This window comes from Pseudomonas sp. GL-R-26 (genome assembly GCF_019947365.1).
Taxonomy (GTDB): Bacteria; Pseudomonadota; Gammaproteobacteria; order Pseudomonadales; family Pseudomonadaceae; genus Aquipseudomonas.
This window is the reverse complement of sequence record NZ_JAGYGI010000015.1, coordinates 1-15,992: the sequence shown is the minus strand read 5'-3', so window position 1 is coordinate 15,992 and position 15,992 is coordinate 1. Positions and strand designations below refer to the sequence as shown.

At 61.4% G+C, this 15,992-nt stretch carries 10 protein-coding genes and 1 rRNA gene; 2 read left to right on the top strand and 9 right to left on the bottom strand.

What is annotated here, in order from left to right; translation table 11 throughout:
• Positions 1-35: 35 nt before the first annotated feature.
• Positions 36-380 (top strand): cupin domain-containing protein, encoded by a 345-nt coding sequence (locus tag KGA96_RS16875; protein ID WP_046038617.1) that lies wholly within the window; start codon positions 36-38, stop codon positions 378-380.
• A 123-nt stretch (positions 381-503) separates the two neighbouring features.
• Here KGA96_RS16875 and mmsB read toward each other — a convergent pair whose 3' ends face one another.
• Positions 504-1,391, bottom strand: coding sequence for a 3-hydroxyisobutyrate dehydrogenase (gene mmsB / locus KGA96_RS16870; RefSeq protein WP_046038616.1), 888 nt, complete (start codon positions 1,389-1,391; stop codon positions 504-506).
• Between the two features lie 10 nt (positions 1,392-1,401).
• Positions 1,402-2,928 (bottom strand): CoA-acylating methylmalonate-semialdehyde dehydrogenase, encoded by a 1,527-nt coding sequence (locus KGA96_RS16865; protein ID WP_046038615.1) that lies wholly within the window; start codon positions 2,926-2,928, stop codon positions 1,402-1,404.
• Between the two features lie 150 nt (positions 2,929-3,078).
• Here KGA96_RS16865 and KGA96_RS16860 point away from each other — a divergent pair, with 150 nt between their 5' ends.
• Positions 3,079-4,026, top strand: a complete 948-nt coding sequence (locus KGA96_RS16860) for a LysR family transcriptional regulator (protein ID WP_263287007.1) — start codon at positions 3,079-3,081, stop codon at positions 4,024-4,026.
• Here the strand turns inward: KGA96_RS16860 and KGA96_RS16850 are convergent.
• From KGA96_RS16850 to rrf, 7 genes are all read right to left on the bottom strand, one after another.
• Positions 4,023-4,523, bottom strand: coding sequence for an OmpA family protein (locus tag KGA96_RS16850; protein WP_046038612.1), 501 nt, complete (start codon positions 4,521-4,523; stop codon positions 4,023-4,025). The two genes, KGA96_RS16860 and KGA96_RS16850, sit on opposite strands and share 4 nt — an antisense overlap.
• A gap of 5 nt (positions 4,524-4,528) precedes the next feature.
• A complete protein-coding gene (locus tag KGA96_RS16845; protein WP_223513763.1) occupies positions 4,529-5,797 on the bottom strand; it encodes a diguanylate cyclase domain-containing protein in 1,269 nt (422 codons plus the stop codon).
• Positions 5,794-6,369: a YfiR family protein gene (locus tag KGA96_RS16840; RefSeq protein WP_223513747.1), complete on the bottom strand. Its 576-nt coding sequence runs from the start codon at positions 6,367-6,369 to the stop codon at positions 5,794-5,796. Before KGA96_RS16840 ends, KGA96_RS16845 begins: the two co-directional genes overlap by 4 nt.
• Positions 6,370-6,488: 119 nt before the next feature.
• On the bottom strand, positions 6,489-8,591 hold the full coding sequence (gene recD / locus KGA96_RS16835; protein WP_223513744.1) for an exodeoxyribonuclease V subunit alpha: 2,103 nt from the start codon (positions 8,589-8,591) through the stop codon (positions 6,489-6,491).
• Entirely contained in the window at positions 8,588-12,277 is a 3,690-nt protein-coding gene (gene recB / locus KGA96_RS16830; RefSeq protein ID WP_223513741.1) for an exodeoxyribonuclease V subunit beta, read from the bottom strand. The genes recD and recB overlap by 4 nt, the downstream gene beginning before the upstream one ends.
• Positions 12,277-15,726 carry an exodeoxyribonuclease V subunit gamma gene (gene recC / locus KGA96_RS16825; RefSeq protein WP_223513739.1) on the bottom strand — a complete coding sequence of 1,150 codons (3,450 nt, stop codon included), beginning with the start codon at positions 15,724-15,726 and terminating at the stop codon, positions 12,277-12,279. The genes recB and recC overlap by 1 nt, the downstream gene beginning before the upstream one ends.
• Positions 15,727-15,882: 156 nt before the next feature.
• Positions 15,883-15,992, bottom strand: a 5S ribosomal RNA gene (gene rrf, locus KGA96_RS16820); the annotation flags it as partial.

The following is a 15,992-nucleotide window of genomic DNA, read 5'->3' as shown; positions in this document are numbered from 1 at the left end:
GACTTCAGTTCTTGAGCCCACTGCCCGGAGTCATCATGACCGCACCGATTACCGTTCTTCGCGACACTCACCCGCTGCCCGTGCTCGACGCCTGTAAATGGGAAAAACTCGAAGGCGACCCGCACACCGTCAACCTCAATGCCTACACCAGCGAAGACGGCAGCAAGATCATGGGCACCTGGATCTGCACGCCAGGCAAGTGGTACGTGGAATACGTGAAGTGGGAGTACTGCCACTTCCAGGAAGGCTACTGCATCATCACCCCGGAAGGCATGGCGCCGATCCACCTGCGCGCCGGCGACATTTTCGTCGTTGAGCCGGGGATGAAAGGCACTTGGGAAGTCGTGGAAACCGTGCGCAAATATTTCGTGTTTGCCTGATACAAAAAAACCGGGGGATCACCCGACGTGATCTCCCGGTAAATATGCTTTCAGACCCAGTCGTTCCAACCCTGTGGCGAGGGAGCTTGCTCCCTCGCCACAAAATCCGCTTGTCACCAACCGTTATTGCGGCTTGCGATAGCCGTTGATGATCGCCGAGAAGTCCTGACCACCCTCCCCACGCAAACTCATCGCCTGATACAACTGCTGGGCCACCGCGCCGAGTACCACCGGCTGGTGCGCCTGACGTGCCGCTTCGGTCGCCAGCCCCAGATCCTTGAGCATCAGTTCGGCACCGAAACCACCGGTGTAACCACGCGACGCCGGCGCCGTTTCAACGATGCCCGGCCACGGGTTGTACATCTCCGAACTCCAGCAACGCCCCGTGGAACTGTTGATGATGCCCGCCAGCACCTTGGTGTCGATGCCCAATGCATCGCCAAGCGCCATGGCTTCGCTGACGCCGACCATGGAAATCCCCAGCAGCAGGTTGTTGCAGATTTTAGCGATTTGCCCGGTGCCGACCTCACCACAATGGACGATGTTGCGGCCCATTTGCGCCAGTACCGGTTGCAGGGTGGCGAACAGCTCAGGCGTGGCGCCGACCATGAAGGTCAGCGTCCCGGCGGCTGCACCACCGGTACCGCCAGAGACCGGTGCATCGGCCATGGCCACGCCCTGTTTGGCAGCGGCGGTGGCTACGTCCCGCGCGGTCTGCGGATCGATGGTGCTGCAATCCACGGCCGGAACACCTTTGCCGATACCGGCGAGCACGCCGTCTTCACCCAGCCACACACTGCGTACATGCACCGCGGCAGGCAGCATGGTGATGACCAGCTCGGCGCCTTCTGAAGCTTCGCGGGCCGTTGGGCTGATACTGCCGCCCAGCTGTTCCAGTTCCGCCAGCACAGCTTTGTTCAGGTCCACCAGGCGCAGAGCATGGCCGGCCTTGATCAGGTTGCGCGCCATCGGCGCGCCCATATTGCCCAGACCGATAAAAGCGATTTTCATGTCCGGCTCCTTATCGCAGGTTGATGGTGGTGTTCACACCGTCGTTGACGCTGTCGTCATCGAACCAGCGACTGGTGACGGTCTTGGTCTGAGTGTAGAACTGCACCACTTGCTTGCCGTATGGGCCGAGGTCGCCGAGCTTGGAACCGCGCGAACCGGTGAAGCTGAAGAACGGGACCGGCACCGGAATCGGGATGTTGATGCCGACCTGGCCGACGTCGATTTCGTTCTGGAATTTACGTGCCGCCGCGCCGCTCTGGGTGAACAAGCCCGTGCCGTTGCCGAACGGGTTGGCGTTGACCAGAGCGATGGCCTCATCAAGCGTATTAACCTCCAGCACCACCAGCACCGGGCCGAAAATTTCCTGGGTGTAGATCTGCATGTCGGTGGTCACGCCGGAGAACAGGGTCGGGCCGACAAAGTTGCCCTTCTCGTAACCCGGGACCGAGATCTCGCGACCGTCCAGCTCCAGTTTCGCGCCTTCCTTGATGCCGCTCTCGATCAGGTCGAGAATCCGCGCCTTGGCCTTTTTCGAGATCACCGGGCCGACATCGGTGCCCGGCTCGCTGCCGGCATTGACCTTGAGCTTCTGCGCCAGCGCCTTGAGATCAGGCAGCCACTGCTTGGCCGCGCCCACCAGCACCACCACCGAGGTGGCCATGCAGCGTTGACCGGCAGCACCGAAACCGGCACCCACCAGCGCATTCAGCGCTTGTTCGCGATTGGCGTCCGGCAGCACCACGGCGTGGTTCTTGGCGCCCATCATCGATTGCACGCGTTTGCCGTGTTTACCCGCCAGATCGTAGACATGGGTACCGACGGCGGTTGAACCGACGAAGGAAACCGCCTTGATGTCCTTGTGGGTGCAGAGCCCGTCCACCACGTCCTTGCCGCCATGCACGACGTTGAGCACGCCGGCCGGAATGCCCGCCTCGATGGCCAGCTCCACCAGCAGCATGGTCGACATCGGGTCCTGTTCGGACGGCTTGAGCACGAAGGTGTTGCCGCAGGCGATGGCCATCGGGAACATCCACAGCGGAATCATCGCAGGGAAGTTGAACGGGGTAATGCCGGCGCACACGCCGATTGGCTGGCGCAGGGTGTAGGTGTCGACGCCACCGGCGACGTTCTCAGCGAACTCGCCCATTTGCAGGCTGCCGATGGAGCAAGCGTGTTCGACCACTTCCAGGCCACGGAAAATATCGCCTTCGGCGTCGGCAATGGTCTTGCCCTGCTCGGCGCTGAGGACAGCGGCGATGCGCTTGGAGTGTTCGCGAATCAGCGCCTGGAGCTTGAGCATGATGCGCATGCGGGCGCCGATCGGGGTCAGCTTCCAGGTCTGGAAGGCGCGATGGGCGGCGCTGATGGCCGCATCGACTTCTTCGGCGGTGGCAAACGGCACCTTGGCCAGCACCTGCTGGGTCGCCGGGTTGATGATGTCGTGCCATTCGGTGGTCTTGGATTCGACCCACTGGCCGTCGATCAACAGCTTGACCTTTTGCACGGTGGTTTCGTTGGGCGTGAGCGATGCGTTCATGTGGGTCTCCAGATCTTTGTTTTTATCTTGGGAGCCAAGGCGAGAAAGTCGCCTTGAGATGAGGCGTGTGCCGCGAATTGGTTAACGGACTGTTTTTGGAGTATAGATGTGCAAACTTCTAATAAGAACGCACATAAAAACCGGTCCAACATGCAAAAAAACATCACCTCCCTCGGCTCGTTGAACTGGGATGACCTCAAGTTTTTCCTCGAAGTCGCCCGCACCCGCAAGGCCAGCACTGCGGCCAAGCGCCTGGCGGTGGACTACACCACGGTGTCGCGGCGCATCAGCTCCCTGGAAACGGCGCTGGGCACTTTGCTGTTCGAAAAATCCCGGACCAACGGCTTTGTCCTGACCGCCGAAGGCCAGCGGTTGATGGGGTATGCCGAGTCAATCGAAAGCACCTTGCACATGGCGTGCGAGCAGGTTTCCGGGTCCGGCGTGGCGCTGTCCGGTCATGTGCGCATGGGCTGCACCGAAGGCTTCGGCAGTTTTTTCATCACGCCGCAGCTGAGCCACTTCGTCGACACCTATCCGGCCATTTCTGTGGATATCCTGCCGCTGCCGCACTTCATCAGCCTGTCCAAGCGCGAAGCCGACATCGTCATCGCCCTGGAGCGTCCGGAGCATGGCCCGTACGTCTGCTGCAAACTGTGCGACTACCGATTGCAGCTGTACGCGACCCAGGATTATCTGGACAACCACCCGCCTATCCGCCGCCCGGCAGACTTGGCCAAACATTCGTTTATCAGTTACGTCGACGACCTGGCGTTCAGCTCGGAGCTGCTGTACCTGGCCAACGTACTGCCCGGCGCCAGCGCCAACCTGCGCAGCACCAGCGTGATCGCGCAGTTCGTGGCCGCGCAGCAAGGACGCTCACTGGCGATCCTGCCGTGCTTCCTCGCCACCCAGGACCCGCGCCTGCTGCCGGTGTTGCCGCAGGAAATCAATATCACCCGACAGTTCTGGATGTACTGCCGCGAGGATCTCAGGAAGCTCAAGCGGATCACCCTGTTGTGGGATTACATCCGCCAGGTCACCGAGCAGAATCACGGCCTGTTGATGGGTGAAAGCCGGGAGATGTTGTTTGCCGATTAGTCGGAGCTGACCACAATCGCCACCCGGCGATTTTCGGTGCGGCCACTGGAGGTGTTGTTGGTGGCCACCGGCACGCTGCTGCCCAAGCCACGCAGCTGGATGTTTTCCTGTTTCATGCCGACGGTGTTGAGCACCTTGGCCACGCTTTTCGCCCGGCGCACGGACAGTTGCTCGTTGTAGGCCTCTTTGCCCGAGGCGTCTGTGTGACCATCGACCCGTACCCGCTCGATACCTACCCCCAGCAGCGCCTTGCCGATGCGCTCGACAATGTCGGTGCTCTGCTTGTTCAGGCTGTCGTCGTCACTGCCAAACAGGACCTTGCCGGACAAGCCGAAAGCCCAGCCATCGTCTGTCAGCTCGAACCCCTGCTGTTTCAGCACGGCGATTTGCGCCGGGGTCAGGCCTTTGGGGGTGGTCTGGCAACCGGTCAGGCTCAATAAGGCCACGAGCAGTGTCAGGGTGAAAAAACGCAGGGAACGCGGGTTGAATGTGAACACGGAAATCAGCTCCTGTTTTGAACATCGGCGGCGGGGTGCTCCGACCCTGCCGTGTACTGTGCGCCTCGGGAGAGGCGCTTGGCCTGGTACATCGCGCCATCGGCGGCGTTGAGCAGGGCACCCGGCGTTGCGCCATGATCCGGGTACACCGCGACGCCGATACTGAGAGAGGTCAATACCTGGGTGCTGCCCGGCAATGGAATCGGCATGTCCATGCTGGCCAGAATCTTGTCGGCAATCCGTTCGGCGTCTTCGGTTTTGTGCAGCGGCGTCAGCAGCACGGCAAACTCATCGCCACCCAAGCGCGCCACCAGGTCCCCTTCCCGCAGTTGCGCCCGAACCCGGTTGGCCACGGCCACCAACACCGCATCACCCGCCGCATGGCCGAAACTGTCGTTGATCTCCTTGAAGCGATCGCTGTCGAGAAACAGCACCGCCACTCGCTCGCCGAGCTTGTTGGCGCTGCGCAACGCGCGCATCAGGCGACCTTCGAAAAACGCCCGATTGGGCAATCCGGTAAGGCTGTCGTGGCTGGCCTGGTGAGCCAGGGATTCGTTTTCGCTTTGCAGGTGCGACTGCCAGGCCTCGAGTTCATCGAGCAGGGCATTGAAGTCGTTGCCGAAATCATCGAGTTCAACAATGTCGGCAGGCGGCACGCGCTTGTCGAAGGCCCGTTTACTGCGCGCGGCGTGGGCAACAGCGGCCAGGTTGCGCAGCGGCTTGGTGATCCCGCGCAGTTGTCGGCGCGCCAAGAAGAGTGCAACCCAGGCACTGATGGCCGTGCACACTACGATGCCCATCAGACCGCTGAGCAAAAACCGCATCAGGCTGGCGCCATGACCGGTGAGCCTGATGCTGCCGACTTCCCGCCCTTGATGGAGGATCGGCATGCTCATGGGTTCTTCCAGAAACGCTTTGGCGATGTGCATTTCGAGATCGGACACCCAACCGGTTTCCGGTCGTTGCCAGCGGGCCAGCAACTGGCCCTGTTGATCGAACACCTCGGCGTCGGCCACTTCCTCGGTGGAGGCAATCAACGCCAGCGCTTCGGTTGCGGCGGGTTTGTCGTTGAACACCACCGCGGCTTCCACGGTGTAGCTGATCGAACGGGCGATCAGGTGCAGGTTGTGATCGGCGTATACGCGCAAGGCCAGCACGCCAAGCAACGTCAGTGAAACACTGGCCATGACAACGCCCACCAGCGCAACGAGCAGGTTGCCGCGACCGATGACCGAATGCAAAGTCGGGCGGCTGCCCGGTCTCATTAACTTCATGGCGCCGCCGGCTTGCGGCGGGAGAGTTGCAACACACTCGGATGAATGCGTACGCCGCTACGGGCGACAGAGTCGAGATTAACCTCGAACGACACCTGCTCGTCGCCGACCCGCAAGCAAAACAGGCTGCCGACGGTGCATTGCTCATCGCTCTCACTGATGCTCAACACCGGATGCCCGATCAATGCGGCAAACAATCGACTGCGTTCGACGCCCGTCAGCTTGCCGATATAAACCGCATCGCAGTCACTGACAATCGAAGGGTTGTCGGCCAACAAGCGTTGCACCGTGACAGGTCGCCCCGTCGCCTGGGTCGTGCCCTTGACCAGATCGTCGGTGTATTCGGTAGGGCCGACCAGGCACAGGCGCAGCAGTAAAGGCTCGACGGGCCAGCGGGCATAGCTGAGGATTCCGAGGATCACCTGGGTAACCGCTTTGGCGCGTTGGTCCGCCTTGCCCACCGGGGCTTGCGATTGAGCGAAAACGACGCTGGCCAGCAGACAAAGAAGAATGGCAAGCAGCGCTTTTCTACAGCCAACGACGCGCTCTGTCGTCCTGACAGCCACCTTCATGCAGGGATACTCTTCGACCGTAGCGAAATGATGCCGCAACGATAGCACAGCAACGAAATGCCAGCGAGGCCACGTACTAAGCAGCCTCGGACATTTTCCTACAGCCTGTTACTGACCTTTCAGACTGTCGGCTCGCTGCCGCCCTTGAGCTCCAGCATCAGCCCGCTCAAGCGTTTGACCCGGCGTTTCACCGCCTCTTCAAACACGCCCGCACGGGACTCGATCAAGGTGAACCAGTCCTTGGCCCGGGTAATGCCGGTGTAGATCAGCTCCTTGGTGAGTACCGGATTCAAGGCATCGGGAAGAATCAACGCGGTATGTGCGAACTCCGAGCCCTGGGATTTATGCACGGTCATGGCGTACACGGTTTCGACATCATTCAGACGGCTGGGCAGGACAAATCGCACACCGCCCTGGCCATCATTGCGTGGGAATGCCACGCGCAAAACCTGTTTTCCGTGGCCTTCCTGTTCAGGGAGCTTGAGGGCAATGCCGATATCGCCGTTCATCAAACCCAGCCCGTAATCGTTGCGGGTCATCAGGACAGGGCGACCTTCGTACCACTGCTGGTCGCTGTCGATCAGGCGCGCCCTGAGCAATGCGTCCGTCACCCGCTGGTTCAAGCCCTCGATACCCCACGGCCCCTTGCGCACGGCACATAACAACTGGAATGCGTCGAAGGCCTGCAGCACTTTTCGAGCCCAATCAATCCAGCACGAGTCTTCCAGCGGACTGTCCAGTGACGGCCGCTGATTGCGCAGCACGCTCAGGTAATGTCGATAACCCTGCGGGCCCTCACCGTGGCCGTCTAGAAGCAAGCGCTCCAGGGCCCGATCCTGCTCTCCCTTCAGGGCCAGGCAATACACATCGTCATGGCTGCGCGCCGACAACAACTTGCGGGCCTCTTCGGGTTGCTGCTGGTTGACCCAGCGAGCCAGTTGGCCAATGCCGCTGCCTTCACCGAATCGCCGGGAATGGCGCAACATCACGACCTGTTGGGCCAATGGATGAGTGCCCTGCACGTCCTCCTGCAAGCCACTGGCCTGCAGGCTTTCGCCACTGACGGTTTCCAGCCACTGGCGCGTCTGCGGGCTGTACCAGCCAGCCTCCGCGTCGCGACAAAGATCCCCCAATACCGCACCGGCCTCTACCGAAGCCAATTGATCCTTGTCACCCAACAGCACGAGGCGCGCATGGGCCGGCAAGGCGTCGAGCAGATTGGCCATCATTTCCAGGTCGATCATCGAGGCCTCATCCACCACCAACACATCCAGCGGCAGGCGATTGCCCGCGTGATGGCGGAAATGACGAGTCCCGGGCCGGCTGCCGAGCAGGCGGTGAACGGTGGTGACGTCGGAGGGGATCTTTTCCCGAACGTCCTCCGTGACCTTCAAGGTCCGGACTTGCTGGCTGATGGATTCTGTCAGACGCGCCGCGGCCTTGCCGGTCGGTGCAGCGAGGCGAATGCGCAGGGGCATGCCGGCCTCGACCGCCGGCGCCTGGAGCAATGCCAGCAAGCGCACGACGGTGGTGGTCTTGCCGGTTCCCGGTCCCCCCGTGACAATGCTGAAAGCACTGCGGGTCGCCAGGGCGCAAGCCAGCTTCTGCCAGTCGATCACCTCACCCGGCCGGGCAGGACCAAACAAACCGGTGAGGCGCTGGAGCAAGTCGCTCGGCGTAGATTCGTGTTCCGTCAAACGCTCACGCAACGAAAGGTCGATCCGCCGCTCGTAGGCCCAATAGCGGCGCAGGTACAAGCGTTTGCCCGATAACACCAGAGGCCGGTCGCGCACGTTGTCACGACTGTCAGCGGCCAGCGCGACCAGGTTGCTGGCGGCCAGCACCTTGCACCAATGAGCACCGTCCAGCGATCCCAGCAATTGCGAGGGCAACAGCATCGCGCCGCTTTGCACGTCACCTTCGGGTGGTAACGACAGGGCGAAGTCCGGCTCTTTCAGCGTTTCGAACAGGTCGAGGCAGACATGCCCGTGGCCCAACTGGTGGCTGGTCAGCGCGGCTGCCAGCAACACCAGTGGATCATCTTCAGGGGCCAGTTCATGCAGAAATGCCACAAAGGCTTTGTCCAGCGCGCGCAACCAGCCGCGCTCGACCCAACGCGTGAGCAACAACAGCAAGTCGTCGGCACGACTCAGCGGAGCCAGATCGGCCAGGCTTTCGGCTGCCAGCGATGTAGGCAACAAATCGGCGAATGTGCGACTCATATCAGTACTCCCTGTTCCCAGACGGGCTCGGCCTTGGGCTCTGGCTTGCCCTGGAACAGCCTGTCCAGACGTTCGATCAGCTCTCTTGGCGGCCGGGCGAAAAACACACCCTGGCTGGCCGCGCGCGTACCGCGCAAAAACAGGTACAACGCACCGCCGACATGCCGGTCGTAGTCGTAATCGGCGAGCCGCGCCTTGAGCTGGCGGTGCAGGGCCAACAGGTACAACACGTATTGCAGGTCATAACGGTTGTCGAGAATCGACTGTTCCATTGCCTGCGCGGTGTAGGCCGCATCATCGACGCCGAGCCAGTTGGATTTGTAGTCGGCCACGTAATAGCGGCCGTCATGTTCGAACGTCAGGTCGATGAAGCCCTTGAACATGCCGTTGAGCAACACCGGTTCCGCGGCGACCCGGGCCACGCCGTTATGGGTGTATTGGCACACCAGCGCATCGAGCTTGAGCACATCGACCTTATGGCTGGCGAACCAGAACTCCATCTCGACCTGATACTGCGTCAACTGGCCGAATACCACCGGTGCCTGGCCGCTGCCCAGTTGCAACGGCGACTTGAGCAGATGCTGCAGCCAGTCACTCAAGGTGCTGATCCAGCCCTCCCAGCCTCGACGGTTGCAGCGACGGGCAATGGCGTCGATCACCTCTTGCGGTGCCGCATCAAAACTCTCGCCTCCCGCCCATTCGAGCAAGCCATGGAGGAAGGTGCCGGGGTTCGGGCCGCGCGGGAAGCGATGGATATCGCCGCCACCGGCCACCACTTCCCTGGGCGCCTGTGGGTCGAGGCGTTCGTCATCGAACAGTTTTTGCGCCTGCGGGCTCTCCGGCGCTTCGTCGGTGCCGACACTCAGGGTGTCGCCAATGCGCAGCGCGCTGTAGGAAGCGATCCACCAGTTCTCACTGGCCTTGCGTTTCGGAACCAGCGGAACCAGCAGTGCCGCGTCGTTTTGCGGTGGCTGGTAATGCACCGTTGTCGCTTCAGGCATCTCGGCATACGCCAGCGCCGGGCAGTCCTGTTGCAGATCCCGCAACCAAAGCTGCAACGCCGGGGACTCGGCCAACGGCGCACCGCCGCCCAGCAGATAACCCAATGCCGACAGATGCAGCACCGAGCCATTGTTGTTGCCGCGCTTGAGGTCGGCCACCCCCAGCCAGCAGGCGTGTTGCGCCCGGGTCAGGGCGACATAGAGCAAGCGCAGATCCTCGGCCAGACGCTCATCGTCAGCCAGGGCAATCAATTCTGCCGTCGGTTCCAACGTGACCTGGGCATTGCCGGATTCATCGTGGTAGTGCAACGGCAGGCGGCTGCCATCCACCGGTTTCGCAGAGCAAATGAACGGCAGGAACACCAAGGGGTACTCAAGGCCCTTGGATTTGTGAATGGTCACGACCTTGACCAATTGTTCATCACTTTCCAGACGCAGGATCTGCTCTTCGCCAGCCTGCCCGGACAACGCCAGATGCTCGGACAAATGCCGGATCAGGGCTTGCTCGCCATCGAGTTCGGCGGCGGCTTGTTGCAGCAGTTCGAAAAGGTGCAGAAGGTTGGTCAACACGCGCTCGCCGTCACTGCGGGCGATCAGCGCCTGGGGCAAACGGAAGTCGTGCAGCAAGCGTCGCAGCATCGGCAGTACGCCCTGCTTGCGCCAGACTTCGCGATAACCACGGAACTGCATGACCCGGGCTTCCCAGGCCAACTCGTCCTGATTCAGCCGCTCCAGTTCCGTCAGCGATAGGTTCAACGTGATGCTGGCCAACGCGGCCCGCAGCGGTCGCTCGACATCCGGCTCGGCACAGGCCTTGAGCCAGGTCAGCACGTCATGCGCCTCCTGGGCGGCGAACACCGAGTCCTTGTCCGACAGGTAAACACTGCGCACGCCACGGGCGGCCAGTTGCGCACGAACCGCCTGCGCCTCCTTGCCGTCGCGGACCAGGATGGCGATGTCCGCCGGCAACAGGCCCCTGAAGGCTTTGCCATCCTGGGTGAACCCCGCATGCCCCTGCTGCCCGCCATTGAGCAATGCCGTGATTTCACTGGCGCACGCAGCCGCCAGTTGTTGCCGGTACACCGCACCGGACAACGGTTGTTCGGCCGGCAAGTGCCAGATGTTCAAGGCCGGGATTGCCTGGTCATTGATGCGCAAGACTTCTTTGCGACCTTGGGAGGCAACCGGCGTGAACGGAACCGGGTTGTCGCCATTCTTCTGCCGAAAGAGGAAAGCGCCGCGGCCTGACGCCCGGGCTTCGGCGCGCTCGAACACATGGTTCACCGCGTTGACCATGCCATGGCTTGAGCGGAAGTTGGTGCCCAGGGTGTGCAGGCGGCCAGTGGTGGCCTGCCGGGCGCGCAGGTAGGTATGGATGTCGGCGCCGCGAAAAGCGTAGATCGCCTGTTTCGGGTCGCCGATCAGGAACAGACCGCACTCGGGGCTGTTCTCTTCAATCCGGTAGATGCTCTCAAAGATCCGGTACTGCACCGGGTCGGTGTCCTGGAACTCATCGATCAGGGCGACCGGAAACTGTTCACGAATCAGGGTTGCCAGGCGTTCGCCGCCATCAGACTGCAAGGCCGCATCAAGGCGCAGCAACATGTCGTCGAAACCCATTTCCGCGCGGCGGCGTTTCTCTTCCTCGAATCGCGCCCCGACCCAGCGGGCCGCATGTTGCAGTACGGCGGCATCAGGTGTCGGCAACCCATCGAGGCAGGCCTTGAGGCCGGCCATCGCATCGAGCCCCGGATGTCGAGGCGCCTCACCCTTCCAGGCTTCAGCCATGCCATCCGGGGTCAGACGAGTGAAGCCAGTGCCGATATCCAGTTGCTCGAGGGATTCGTCCTCGGCCCAGGCTTTGATTTTTTCAAACCAGGGCTCGAAATAGCGTGCCTGCATCTTGCGACCATCGACCGCCTTGCCGGCAACGCCTTGGTGACAGATCGCAAGTAATTCGTCCGCCCACTCCAACCAAGGCTTCTTGAGTTCGATCAGGGCAGCCCTTCGCTCTTGCAAGCATTGCGAAATCACTTCGGCGGGTTCTTTCCCTTCAAGGGTATCCCGCTCGCTGGCGAACAGCGCACGAATCCGCGGCAGCAGCGCCGCCGGCCCGCCCCAATTGCTGCGCACCCAATTCAAGGCATCACCTTGCATCGGGTAACAGAACAGCCGCCAGTAATCGCGCAGGACTTCCCCCAGCAAGTCGCTGTGGTCGGTTTCCAGGGTCTGGGTAAACAGGCTGCCGCTGTCGAATGCGTGCTCGCGCAACATGCGCTGGCACCAACTGTGGATGGTCGACACCGCCGCCTCGTCCATCCACTGGGCGGCGATATCCAGGCGGTTTGCGCAGCCGGGCCACTGCTCGGGTAAGTACTGGTCGCGCAACTCGGCAATCAGGCTGTCGGGGGCCGGTGTTTCATCGCGGAAATAGCGTGCGGCCTCGGCGAGCCGCGTGCGGATGCGTTCGCGCAGTTCTTTGGTCGCGGCGTCGGTGAAGGTCACGACGAGGATCTGCGGTGGCAACAGCTCACGTCCGAAACCACTGTCCTCCCCGCCATTGCCAAGCACCAGACGCAGGTACAACGCGGAAATGGTGAAGGTCTTGCCGGTCCCGGCGCTGGCTTCGATCAGTTGACTGCCGCGCAACGGGAATGCCAGGGCCAGAGGTGTCTTTGTGCTCATCAGCGCGACTCCTCGCTGGACAGTGAACGCCAGGGTGCTTCAAGAAGCGGGCGATAGAGCGCGTCACACCACTGGGAGAACGTCTCGTCAGCGACCAAGGCATCGTAATCGGCGAATTGACGGGCGAGTGCCGGGCTTTCGCGACGCTCTCCGTCCGTCGTTTGTCCATCCCCTTCATAGGCCTTGCGCGCAGCGGCCTCGGCTTTGACCGGGTCGGTTTGCCCCAGCCACGCGAAGGCTGTCTTGACCGCGATCGGCAGAGGCTGGCGCATACCCGACTGCCAGGCCATCAACAGGTCACCGAGAATTGTCTGCGCCGTGGACTGGTCCAGTGGACCGAGCAACAGGCTGTCGTCGCTGGCCACCAATGCGGTGGTCAGTGACATGCCACTGGCACAAGCCATCAGATGATTGACCCACGGGCGTGTCAATCGATGCCATTTGCGCGACTTGATCGAGCCGATGCTGTTGGGAATCGTAGTGATAGACAGCAATCCACCATCGGCGCGCTGATGCAGGCCGCTGAGCCAGCCCTCGATGTGCAGGCCTTGCAGTTCAAGACTGACCGGCAACGCGCTGCTGAGGGGTGTTGGCCACAGCGCCAGGAGCTGTTGGTGGCGTTGCAGCAAGTCAGGCAATGGCTCGATCAACTCGCGTTGCAGGCACTCACCGAATCCGGCCATGGGCAGCAGTCCGCTGTTCTGCAAGCGTTTCGCCTGATCCTCCAATGCCTGCCCGGAATTTCCAGGATCTGCCAGCGCGGCTTCGAGCAAACGGTCGCTGAGGCTGTAACGCTGCAACGCATCCAGGACAAAGGGCTCTTCATCGGCCAACGGCACTTCGGCCGCCTCGAAGAAGACCTTCAGTCGCTGGCTGAAAAAGTGCCGTACCGGATTGCGCAGGAAATCCTGCACCTGACCGAGGCTCAGTGGTTCGTCCTGGACGTGGGGCCCGAGCACTTCGGCGCCTGCCTGATGCTCTGCCGCCTGATGAAGCACCTGCCATTCACTGGCGTAGCTGAACGACTCATCCCCGTCGTGAAAGTAGCGAGCACTGAAGGGTTGCAATGGGTGTTCGCGAGTCATGGTTTCCAGCAGATCCTCGTCGCCTTGCAGCAATCGCCAACCGCTGGCCAAGTGGTCACGCAACTGGCCAATCAGCACCGAGGCAGGTCGCTCGCTGTTATCGCGGATGCTGCGGCCCACCCAACTGATGTAGAGCTGGTCCCTTGCCGACAGCAAGGCTTCCAGTAGCAGGTAGCGGTCGTCTTCACGCCGGGAGCGGTCACCCGGACGGTAATCACTGCCCATCAGATCGAAATCCAGCGGCGGTTGCGCGCGCGGATAATCGCCGTCATTCATGCCCAGCAGGCACACCAGTTTGAACGGGATGGCGCGCATGGGCATCAAGGTGCAGAAGTTGACCGCTCCGGCCAGAAAACGCTGGGACAAACGGCCCTGATCCAGACCTGCAAGCCAGGCTTCACGGACAACGGTCAGCGGCAACTCGTCCTGCAACCCTACAGATTCACAGGTCTCGAGCCAGGTCTCGCGCAGTTCTTCGAGCTGGGCCAGCAAGTAGTCATCGTGTTCGTTACCGGCAAGGAAGAACAACTGCACCAAAGCCTGCAAGCGCAAGCCCCATTGCCCCGGCGATGCAGGCTGAGAGAGTTCGTGGTGAGCCACTTCCAGCGCGTCCAGCAATGCAACCAGCGGACCGATGAGCGCAGCGTCCAGACCACCGATCTCGTCGTAGGGTTCGATACCCTCATAAGCATCGGCGCTGCCAACGGCATAACCGAGCAACATCCGTCGCAAGCCGAAACGCCAGCTGTTTTGCTCCAGTTCATGCGGCAGCCCAAGCCCGGCACGTTGCTCGGCATTCATCCCCCAGCGAATGCCGGCACCTTCGATCCAGCGGTGCAGCGTCGGCAGGTCACGCTCCTCGACGCCAAAACGAGCGCGCAGCGCGGGGACGTCCAGCAGATCGAGAATCTCACTGACGGGGAATCGGCTGTCGGGCAGCTTGAGCAGGTGCTCCACAGCAATCAGCAAAGGATCGCGACCACGCTGGCCCTGGTCAGCCAGGGTAAACGGAATGAAGCGTGGATCCTGGCGGTCAAGCTGACCAAACACGGCACGAATATGCGGTGCGTAGCTGTCGATGTCCGGGACCATCACGATGATGTCCCTGGGCCGCAGTGTCGGGTCGGCGCTGAAGCGCGCGAGCAGTTGATCGTGGAGGATCTCGACTTCTCGCTGGGCGCTATGGGCGATGTGAAAACGGATCGACTCGTCCTTCTGCAGATCGATAGCCGGCCAACGCTCCCGAGTCTCGTTGAGGGGGCGCAGTTCGAGGATGTCGTCCTGCAACTGGTTGAGCACATTCAGCGGCTGACCATCACTGAACAGGTCGATGCGCCCGTCACGGAATGCCGAACGATAGCTGTTGGGATCGTCATAACTGTCGAGCAGGTTGATGTAGTCCCGCCCCTGCTTGCCCCACGCGGCCAGTAGCGGGTGAGCATGCTGGTGGAGGGTTTGCGGATCGATCACTACCGGCATGCCGCTCTTGCGGGCCTGACGCTTGTATTGATGCCGCAACAGGTCTTTATCGGCGACGATGTCTGCCCAATGATGACGACATGGGTTGTGTACGCACAGCAGGACCTGGCTGAATCGTGCCAGTCCCGCCAGTGCTTCCAGGGCCTGAGCAGGCAGGGAAGAAATCCCGAAAACGATCACTCGCGAGGGTAATCCCTTGGGGGCTGTTTCGAGATTGTTGATGCGTTCGACAAACCGCTGATGGACGCCGGCACGGCTTTGCGCCATGCCTTCTGCTCCCACATCCAGCAAGAGTGCGCGCCATAACTCTGCCTGCCAGCAATTGGCCGGGGTCAGGTGTTTGGCTTCGCCTCTGGCGTTTCTTGTTTGATGTCGACCTTCCGCCCAGTCTTCGAGCCAGTCAGCTCGGTACACCTGGTATTGGTCGAACAGATCCGCCAGGCGCTCAGCCAGTTGATAGCGTTTGCGCAGGTCGGTGTCATGGGTCAGGAAACGCTGCAGCGGCTCGAAGTGCGGTTGGTTGATCAACTGCGGCAGCAGGCGCATCAGACGCCAGGTCAGCGGGGCTTTATCGAGCAGGGACTTGACCGGAATTTCGTCGCGGCCAAGGACCATGCGATAGAGCTGCCACATGAAGCTGCCGGGCAACTGCACGTCGATGGCGGCAGCGATGCCGCAGCCTCCCATGTCGTCTTCTTCAGAATCTTCCGCCAGTGCCAGCTTCAGCCATTGGGCAATGCCATTGCTTTGCACCAACGCGATCTCATTCTCCAGGGGAGCCAGCGGGTAGCGCCGCATCCAGCTGACCACCAGGCTGCGCAACTCGTCCAGGCGGTTGCCGTGAACCACCATAAAACCAGCACTGAGGGACGTCGCGTCCGGCATAAAGGCTTCCTTGGAAAATACAAACGCCAGGGGCGAACCTTAGCATTGTCGGGAGACGGTGACAGCGTGAACCTGCTCATTGTTGCTGTGCGAACTTTCTTGCGGACAAAAACAAAACCCCTACCTGCATACGCAGATAGGGGTTTCGGAATTTAATCTTGACGATGACCTACTCTCACATGGGGAAACCCCACACTACCATCGGCGATGCATCGTTTCACTGCTGAGTTCGGGATGGGATCAGGTGGTTCCAACGCTCTATGGTC